The following is an 8,017-nucleotide window of genomic DNA, read 5'->3' on the forward strand; positions in this document are numbered from 1 at the left end:
GTGACAGATAGATTTACAGAACCCATACTCAGATAAAGTTTCCTCATCCAAAATCTGAAATCCCTCCCCTGAGCGCTCACGACAAACTCCAAAATCCCAAATCGTATTAGATCAAGCCCCTGCATTAATACATGGGTTCAATCCAAAATAGCTTGACTTCAGATTCCTTGAGCTAAAACTTCTAACTTTAGATAGTTGTAATACCGCGCGTTAAAGAGCGAAAGTATCTCAATGGCTTACTCCCACAATGTTACAAGTAAACAATATGGGTAAAGAGCGCAACACGTGGTACACCGTCATACACTAACTAAGCTTTGCTCATGCTCACTAAAAGTTAAAAAGCGTTTTCCTGTATCAGAAAATATATTTCTTCTATGGCATTCGACGCGAAAGTAAACATCCTACTGGTTGATGACCATCCAGAAAATCTGCTGGCTTTAGAGGCAATACTTAACAGCCTTAATCAGAATTTAGTCAGGGCTACATCTGGTGCCCAAGCTCTGAGATGTGTGCTCAGTCAAGATTTCGCTGTAATTTTACTCGACGTTCAAATGCCAGATATGGATGGATTTGAGACCGCAGCCTTAATTCGACAGCGAGAGCGATCGCACCATACCCCCATAATTTTCTTGACAGCATTCAGCACTAGCGAGTCGATGGTGTTTAAAGGGTATTGTCTGGGAGCAGTAGACTACCTGTTCAAGCCAATTGAGTCGGAAATATTGAAATCTAAGGTAGCTGCCTTTGTCGATTTGTTTAAGAAAACGGCTCAGGTGCAACGACAAGCAGCAGAACTGATCACAGTCAATGCCCAACTGAGAAAAAGCGAAGAACAGTTTCGCTCTTTAAGTGCTTGCTCACCTGTGGGAATTTTTTTAACAGATATAGTAGGACACTGTACTTATACAAATCCTCGCTACCAAACTATTTTGGGACTCACTCCTGGGCAAAGTTTAACAGAGGATTGGTGGCAATTGCTTCATCCAGAAGACCAAGAACAGGTACTTGGAGATTGGTTGAGCTGCATCCACGAAGCTAGAGAATATTCTGGTGAATTTCGGATACTTACCCCAGCAGGAATTTTGTGTTGGGTAAACTTACGCTCATCACCAATGTTTTCCGAACAAGGGGAAGTCATCAATTATGTAGGTACATTAGAAGATATTAGCGATCGCTATGCCGCCCTACGCGATCGCCAGCTTGCTGAAGAAGAACGTATTAAATTGATCCGTGAGCAAGCAGCACTCAAAGAGGCGAAAGCAGCCAACCGCATGAAAGATGAGTTTTTAGCTACCCTTTCTCACGAACTCCGCACACCCCTAAACTCAATACTTGGTTGGTCTAAACTACTCCGCAATCGCAAACTAGACGAAAAAGCCATTGCACGTGCTTTAGAAACCATTGAACGCAATGCACTTTTGCAAGAGCAACTTATAGAAGATATTTTGGATGTTTCACGCATTATTCGCGGCAAGTTATCTTTGAATATCTGCCCGATTAACCTAGTATCTGTGATTGAGGCGGCAGTCGATACTGTGCGTCTTCAAGCTGAGGCTAAAAATATTCTCTTTAATTTTCTCATCGTATCTACCGACACTGGCAAACAAGAGACACGAAAACTAGGAAACAAGGAAGATCAGCAAAAATTAACTCCTTGTTCATCCCCATCTTCCTCCTATTTCCCCATCGCCCTCGCCCCCTCAGCCTTACCTTTTAGAGTCTCAGGTGATCCAGACCGCTTGCAGCAAGTTGTCTGGAATTTACTTACTAATGCCATTAAGTTCACACCCCAAAACGGTCGAGTAGAAATCAGGCTATCAGTTGTCAGTAATCCAGAAAAACAACATACAGCCCAAACCTACGCTCAGATCGAAGTGACTGATACAGGTCTTGGTATCAAACCAGACTTTCTAGCATTTGTTTTTGACCGCTTCCGTCAGGCTGATGGCAGCACCACCAGAACCCAAACTGGACTGGGACTAGGGCTGGCCATCGCCCGTCATTTGGTAGAACTCCATGGGGGAACCATCCATGCAGACAGCCCTGGTGAAGGACTGGGAGCGACATTTACCGTAAAATTGCCCTGTTTAGAAGTAGAGAATAGTCTGCCCGTTGAGGCGTCTGCCGTTACCAGCGAAACAAGGGAAACAATTAATCCAAATTCTTCTATGCTCCTCTATCCATTACCCCTTGATAATTTGCTGGTGCTGGTTGTGGACGATGATACTGATACACGACATTTCCTCACCATAGCACTAGAGGAGTCTGGAGCCAGGGTAACGGCTGTTGCTTCAGTTCTTGAGGCACTCTCAGAAATTCAACAATACCCGCCAGATATATTAATTAGTGATATTGGAATGCCCACAGAAGATGGTTATACATTAATCCGCAAACTCCGACTCCTCGAAGCAGAAGAAGGAGGACAGATTCCAGCTATTGCCTTAACGGCCTATGCCAGAGAGGAAGATAGTACAGAGGCACTGGCAGCAGGCTTTAATATGTATGCCTCTAAGCCAGTTGAGTTAACTACATTGATTAATATGGTGAAAAAACTGGTGGGACGACATTGTTATGTCTAATAACCCAAGTTGCTAGTTAGGCGGCTGTAGTCCCTGTAATAGGTAATAGGTAATAGGTAATAGGTAATAGGTAATAGGTAAAAACACTATTAACCATTACCTATTAGCCATTACCAGCCCTAACTAGATAACTAGCAACTTGCGTTAATACCATTTCTTTTTGAAGATGGGCCTATAGAACTTACTCAAAACTACACCCGCTCAAGGGCAATTCATGAATTCTAGGTGAATAAAGGGCAGCCTCACATAGAATTGATATAAGTAGGTGCATTACTTTGCGTTTGGGAAATTCCCACCTTCAGCACGAAATGCTAGGTGGGGAGAATTTTAAACTATTAGGCTAATTGCTTGACAAATTTGGCAGTCGTGATTGTCATTGTTTAGCATATAAGAAAGAAAACTCCTGGTTTTCGGTTAACACTAAAGAACGAAGCCAGATCAATCACAGGTCTTGCGAGTAAGCACTTATGAAAGAAGAATTGATTGAACTGATGGCCAGAGTTGTACAGGTCTTACGAGTTAATATGAATTGGATGACCTGGAATTTATTTCTGGCTTTTATACCTTTGGCTTTGAGTGTTTGGCTGTTTCGCATTAGACGCTACCGCTCTTGGCTTTGGTGGCTAGGATTCCTAGTTTTCTATGCTTTCTTACCAAATGCGCCTTATTTGCTGACTGATGTAATTCACCTGATAGACGATATCCGCCAGGTTCAATCGGTGTGGGTGATTACTTTGGTGCTAATTCCTGTTTATCTGCTGGTGATTCTGTCGGGGTTTGAAGCTTACGTCATATCTTTAATTAATTGGGGTTACTACTTACACCGCATCGGCAAAAGCCAATGGATTTTGTGGATGGAGTTAATTACCCATGCTCTTTCGGCTGTAGGTATTTATTGGGGGCGGTTCTTACGTTTTAATAGTTGGGATTTTATTACTCAACCGGATGCCGTGCTGACTAAAGGTGTTGAAGAAATTCTTGGTAAACAACCTTTAATAATTATCGCTATCACCTTTGTAGTCCTTGTCAGTTTGTACTGGATGATGAAACGAGTATCTTTGGGTTTTGTGAGACAACCACAGAATGATATAAGTATAAATTCACAGCAAACTAATCCACACACCCCAAATGCTGGATAAGTGAATATTTTTGACAAAATACCCACTTATATAACTATCCGCTGCAAAATCACCAACTAATCTATCTCTCTACCCGTCTCATACTCTATCTAAATAAGGGAATATGCAGCGGGTAATTTCTTATCAACAGAAAGATGCAGCTTCAGTGCGATCGCAAGAGAGCGGGTGCAAAGCACCATCGCCTTTTTTGAGTTTACAACTCGCCAAGTTGCCGCCGGGCTGCTGCTAAAATTAACCGTTGTTCGGCACGAGCGATCGCCTGATATGTTCGCTCAACAGCTTCCGGTTCTACGGAAATAGAAGTGATGCCCCATTGCACCAATTTATCAATAATTTCTGGATAGAGAGCTGGGGCTTGACCGCAGATTGAACAGGGAATCCCCGCAACTCTGGCCATTTTGATCAATTGTGCGATCGCACCCATTACCGCCGGATGACGTTCATCAAATATTTTTGCTAGTTGTCCTTGTTCTCGATCCACTCCTAGCAGTAATTGGGTGAGGTCATTTGTACCAATAGAAATCCCCTCTACACCCGCTTTTACATATTCTGGCAATAAAAATAGCACACTGGGCACTTCTGCCATCATCCACAACTGAAACTGGGAAACCTGGGTTAACCCTGCTTGCTCAACTTTCCGACGGCAAAATATAAACTCTTCCACAGTCCGCACAAAAGGCAACATGAGGTTGATATTGCTGTAGCCAGATGCCTGTACAGATGCCAAGGCTTTCAGTTCCAACTCAAAAACCGCAGGATTTTGTAAATAGTTGTATGTTCCGCGTTCACCCAGCATCGATTGTGAAGAAGACTGTAAACCATCACTCAATGATGGCAAATCCTGGGATCGCCAATCTAGAGAACGATAAAAAACTGGTCGTGGTGCAAAAGCGCGGGCAAATTGCCTAATCTGCTCAGACCAACGCTCTAACAATTCTGCCTGACGCCCCCCCAAAAGCCAACTATGGGGATGTTGCCCATCTAGTATAGATAGCACCATCAGTTCTGAGCGCAACAATCCCACTCCATCTACAGGAAAACTTTGGACTTGCTCGATTAAGCTGGGCTGACTCAGATTAATCAGCAGTTGGGTAGCGATCATGGGTACGTGAGGGGTAAGGGGAGAATCAGGTAATGGGGGGCTGGGGATTTGGGGAGAAGTTAGTGCTAGATTTTCCCCTGAACCCATTTTCACCTGAACTCCCTCACTTCCGTCACTTCTGATACGATAAACTTCTCCCCTGTCGCCATCGAGTAATAGGCGTTCGCCATTTTGAATTAGGGTTGTGGCATCTGTCGCACTTACCACGGCAGGGATACACAATTCTCTGGCTAGAATCGCTGCGTGGCTAGTTAATCCCCCTCGTTCGGTAATAATGCCAGCAACTTGTTGCAGTAATGGTAACCAATCCGGTGTTACCACGGTGGCAATTAAAATTACTCCCTTGGGTAGTGTTTCGGGTTTCTGTTGTGAACTGCCAATTATGTATGCATTGCCCATCACACGTCCCCCAGCTGCTCCTAAAGCCTTAATGAAGTACAAACTCTTAATTACAGATTGGGGAGGGCTAACTTGGGTTAGGAGTAGCTTGGGGGCTGAGGATGTCTGAGCGATAGTCCACTTCATGGTCAAGGTTGTACCTATTTCACTCACTAGCTGAGTTCCCAAAGCAATTAATTGTTGCAGGTATTCTTCTGATAAAGCGTACTGTTTTTGTTGGGTTTCCTCAAGCAGGTAGGCTAGTAGACAAGTACTATCTGCTGTTAGGACTGACTTAGGGAAGGATTGCCCAGTATCTAAACATGGGCCATGATCAACACCATAAGCCAGCATTTTATTCCCCAATTGTCGCTCTAAGACAACCCCAGTTTCCCTTTGGATGTGATAAGCATCTGGCAATACTTCACCGTTGGCGATCGCCATTCCTAATCCCCAAGTGGCTTCAATTTCCCAAGTCGATGTGTTGGCATTGAGTAACCCAGAGGCGATCGCATTGTCTACCGGTTGCACTAGCACTGCTAAATTAATTTTTTGCAGGTTAATTCCTGCCTGCCGCCAATATAGTAGACTTCTGGCGCGAAATAACTGACTCCAAGTGCGCTTTAATGCTAATGCGATCGCTTCCTCATCACAGGGACAAAAGACTGACTCCAGCAATCCAGACATATTCTTCGTTCCCTGTGTAGCACCCGATACAAACAGCGTAGGGCGAAAAATTAAACAGCCAGTTTGCCATTCTCTGGCTGCTGTGAAAATTTTACTGGCCCACTGGGGTGGTACACTAGCAGTGATAATTTCCTGACGCAAGCGGCCAGCTACATGCTGAAGTTGACGCCAATTATCTACATCCAGGTGTAAGGAAGAATGGGGTAAGTCAGCTACTAATGAATCTGAACTATTGAGACTTTCTAGAAAGTATCGCAAAACTTCCGCCGAAACTACAAAACCAGGCACTACCGGGTAACCCCGCTGCATGATTCTGCTCAAGTAAAAGGCTTTGTCGCCTACTTTAGCGCGGTCTTGTAGTTTAATTTGGTCGAGCCAGTAGAGTTTGTCCACTCAATTAGTTGTCAGTTAGCGATATTGTGTTTAATTATTGAGTTTATGGTTAAATCAACTAATTTAAGCTAAAATTTGATCATTGAAATGATGTTCAAACATTTAATCAGTATTCCATAAGCTGGCAAATTATCCTGTCTGCCCAGAATATTGATATTGCTATAAATTATGCGTGAACTCCTATATTTTTCAGCAAAATAATGCCTAATTAGTCAAAAAAGAAGACATTAATGGGTTTAATCTCAACAAGATATAGGTGGAATCCATATATAAAATTCCGCCAGAAAATAGGAACTTAGTTTTCAGAGATATATTACCAATCAATGTAGAACAAAAAATTATTTCTAGCAAACCGAAAATTGACAAGCAATTACTACATTTACAGCAATGACTGGCTGAATATCAGCTTTCGCCTATGCCTCGCATTAATATTTGGGGCAATTATCGGCTTAGAACGCCAACGCCAACGCAAACCAGCTGGGTTAAGAACTCATATGTTGGTCAGTTTAGCTTCAGCCATGTTTACCCTCATAGCTGCTATGCAAACAAGCGCGATGCAACCCAGTACCGATGCTTTGAGTCGCGTAATTCAGGGTATTTCAACTGGTGTGGGGTTTCTCGGTGCGGGAGAAATTGTGCGTCAGTCTTCTGAAGCATCCCAGAAACCAGAAATTCATGGACTCACATCAGCTGCGGCTGTTTGGGTTTCAGCAGCTTTGGGAATTACCGCCGGGTGTGGTTTTTGGCAGTTAGGATTAATTTGTGCTGTGCTAACTTTTGTAGTTCTCAACGTTTTCAAAAAATTAGAAAAAACTAATTTGTAATTGGTCATTCGTCATTAGCAAGTGGCTAATAGAGCTAACAACCAATAAAACACTAAGTAGGTTGGTGTAAATAATTCAAGGTTGGTAGTGAGGGCTTTAGCCCTCTCTTCGAGATCGAGACGCTACGCGGTAAGCGCAGCTATGCCCTCTTTCTCTTGACAAAGTAAGGCTAAAGGCCTTACTAAGAGCTAATTTTAATATTTTTCACTTTACTTAACATAGTTTGATTTATTTGCGCCTACTTACTTAATTAAACAATTCCAAAACTTGGATAAAAATTGCTTCTTCTGTCCTAGTTTGGAGAATTGATTTGACTAAATTGATAAACTCTAAATCTGAGTGAGTGTCATTTTCCATTGTTTTACTAGCGGCATAGAAACTGACATCATCAATATTTAATTCATTAGTATTACCTGTTTGAAATCCCGGTTTTTTACGATTCCAGGAAAGGGATTTCCCCCGTAATGTAAATTGAAACCAGATGATCTGATTATCTTTTAATTCAAAAAAAACATCAAAGTAAGGTTCTGCTCCTTGAAACCAAATTCTGGCTGTACCGGATTTGTTACCCTTTTTGAGTATCTTTTGATCAATCGCTCGTAAGGATGCACCTAGTGATGCAATCTCATTTTTATCCAAAATGTCATGGGTTTTGGGCATATCTAAACTGGCTGTAAATCTAATTTATTACAAAAATACTAAGTTACTGTGAGACTATGGTATGCTTAACGGCAATACATAGATGTTATTAGTATAATTACCAAGAGTATATTGTGACATACTCCTACACCTCTCTTCGAGTAGGTGTAGGCTTCTCAACCAATCCGGCTATCGCTTAGGAGGCGTTGAGCTTTAAGAACGGAATGCCCTACCGCTCTATTTTTTATATTTATTGCTGCATTATGGTCACGGTCA

Annotated in this window: 5 protein-coding genes; 3 read left to right on the forward strand and 2 right to left on the reverse strand. The window is 42.5% G+C overall.

Features of this window, described 5'->3' with window-relative positions; genetic code table 11:
* Window positions 1-374: 374 nt before the first annotated feature.
* On the forward strand, window positions 375-2,579 hold the full coding sequence (locus tag H6G32_RS09495; protein ID WP_190457458.1) for a response regulator: 2,205 nt from the start codon (window positions 375-377) through the stop codon (window positions 2,577-2,579).
* Window positions 2,580-3,046: 467 nt separating this feature from the next.
* Window positions 3,047-3,718, forward strand: a complete 672-nt coding sequence (locus H6G32_RS09500; protein ID WP_190457460.1) for a DUF1361 domain-containing protein — start codon at window positions 3,047-3,049, stop codon at window positions 3,716-3,718.
* A gap of 193 nt (window positions 3,719-3,911) precedes the next feature.
* On the opposite strand, the gene H6G32_RS09505 is transcribed toward H6G32_RS09500, so the two are convergent.
* The gene (locus H6G32_RS09505; RefSeq protein WP_190457462.1) at window positions 3,912-6,278 is read right to left on the reverse strand and encodes a putative PEP-binding protein; all 2,367 of its coding nucleotides are present in this window, start codon (window positions 6,276-6,278) and stop codon (window positions 3,912-3,914) included.
* A 359-nt stretch (window positions 6,279-6,637) separates the two neighbouring features.
* Here H6G32_RS09505 and H6G32_RS09510 point away from each other — a divergent pair, with 359 nt between their 5' ends.
* A complete protein-coding gene (locus tag H6G32_RS09510) occupies window positions 6,638-7,102 on the forward strand; it encodes an MgtC/SapB family protein (RefSeq protein ID WP_190457464.1) in 465 nt (154 codons plus the stop codon).
* Between the two features lie 246 nt (window positions 7,103-7,348).
* On the opposite strand, the gene H6G32_RS09515 is transcribed toward H6G32_RS09510, so the two are convergent.
* Entirely contained in the window at window positions 7,349-7,762 is a 414-nt protein-coding gene (locus H6G32_RS09515) for a hypothetical protein (protein WP_190457466.1), read from the reverse strand.
* Window positions 7,763-8,017: the final 255 nt, after the last annotated feature.

Origin of the sequence: Cylindrospermum sp. FACHB-282, assembly GCF_014697195.1 — a bacterium.
In the GTDB taxonomy this organism is placed as follows: domain Bacteria; phylum Cyanobacteriota; class Cyanobacteriia; order Cyanobacteriales; family Nostocaceae; genus Cylindrospermum.

Coding starts and splice junctions, on each gene's coding strand:
- H6G32_RS09495 (WP_190457458.1), top strand. CDS start 375: ATGGCATTCGACGCGAAAGTAAACATCCTACTGGTTGATGACCATCCA.
- H6G32_RS09500 (WP_190457460.1), top strand. CDS start 3,047: ATGAAAGAAGAATTGATTGAACTGATGGCCAGAGTTGTACAGGTCTTA.
- H6G32_RS09515 (WP_190457466.1), bottom strand. CDS start 7,762: ATGCCCAAAACCCATGACATTTTGGATAAAAATGAGATTGCATCACTA.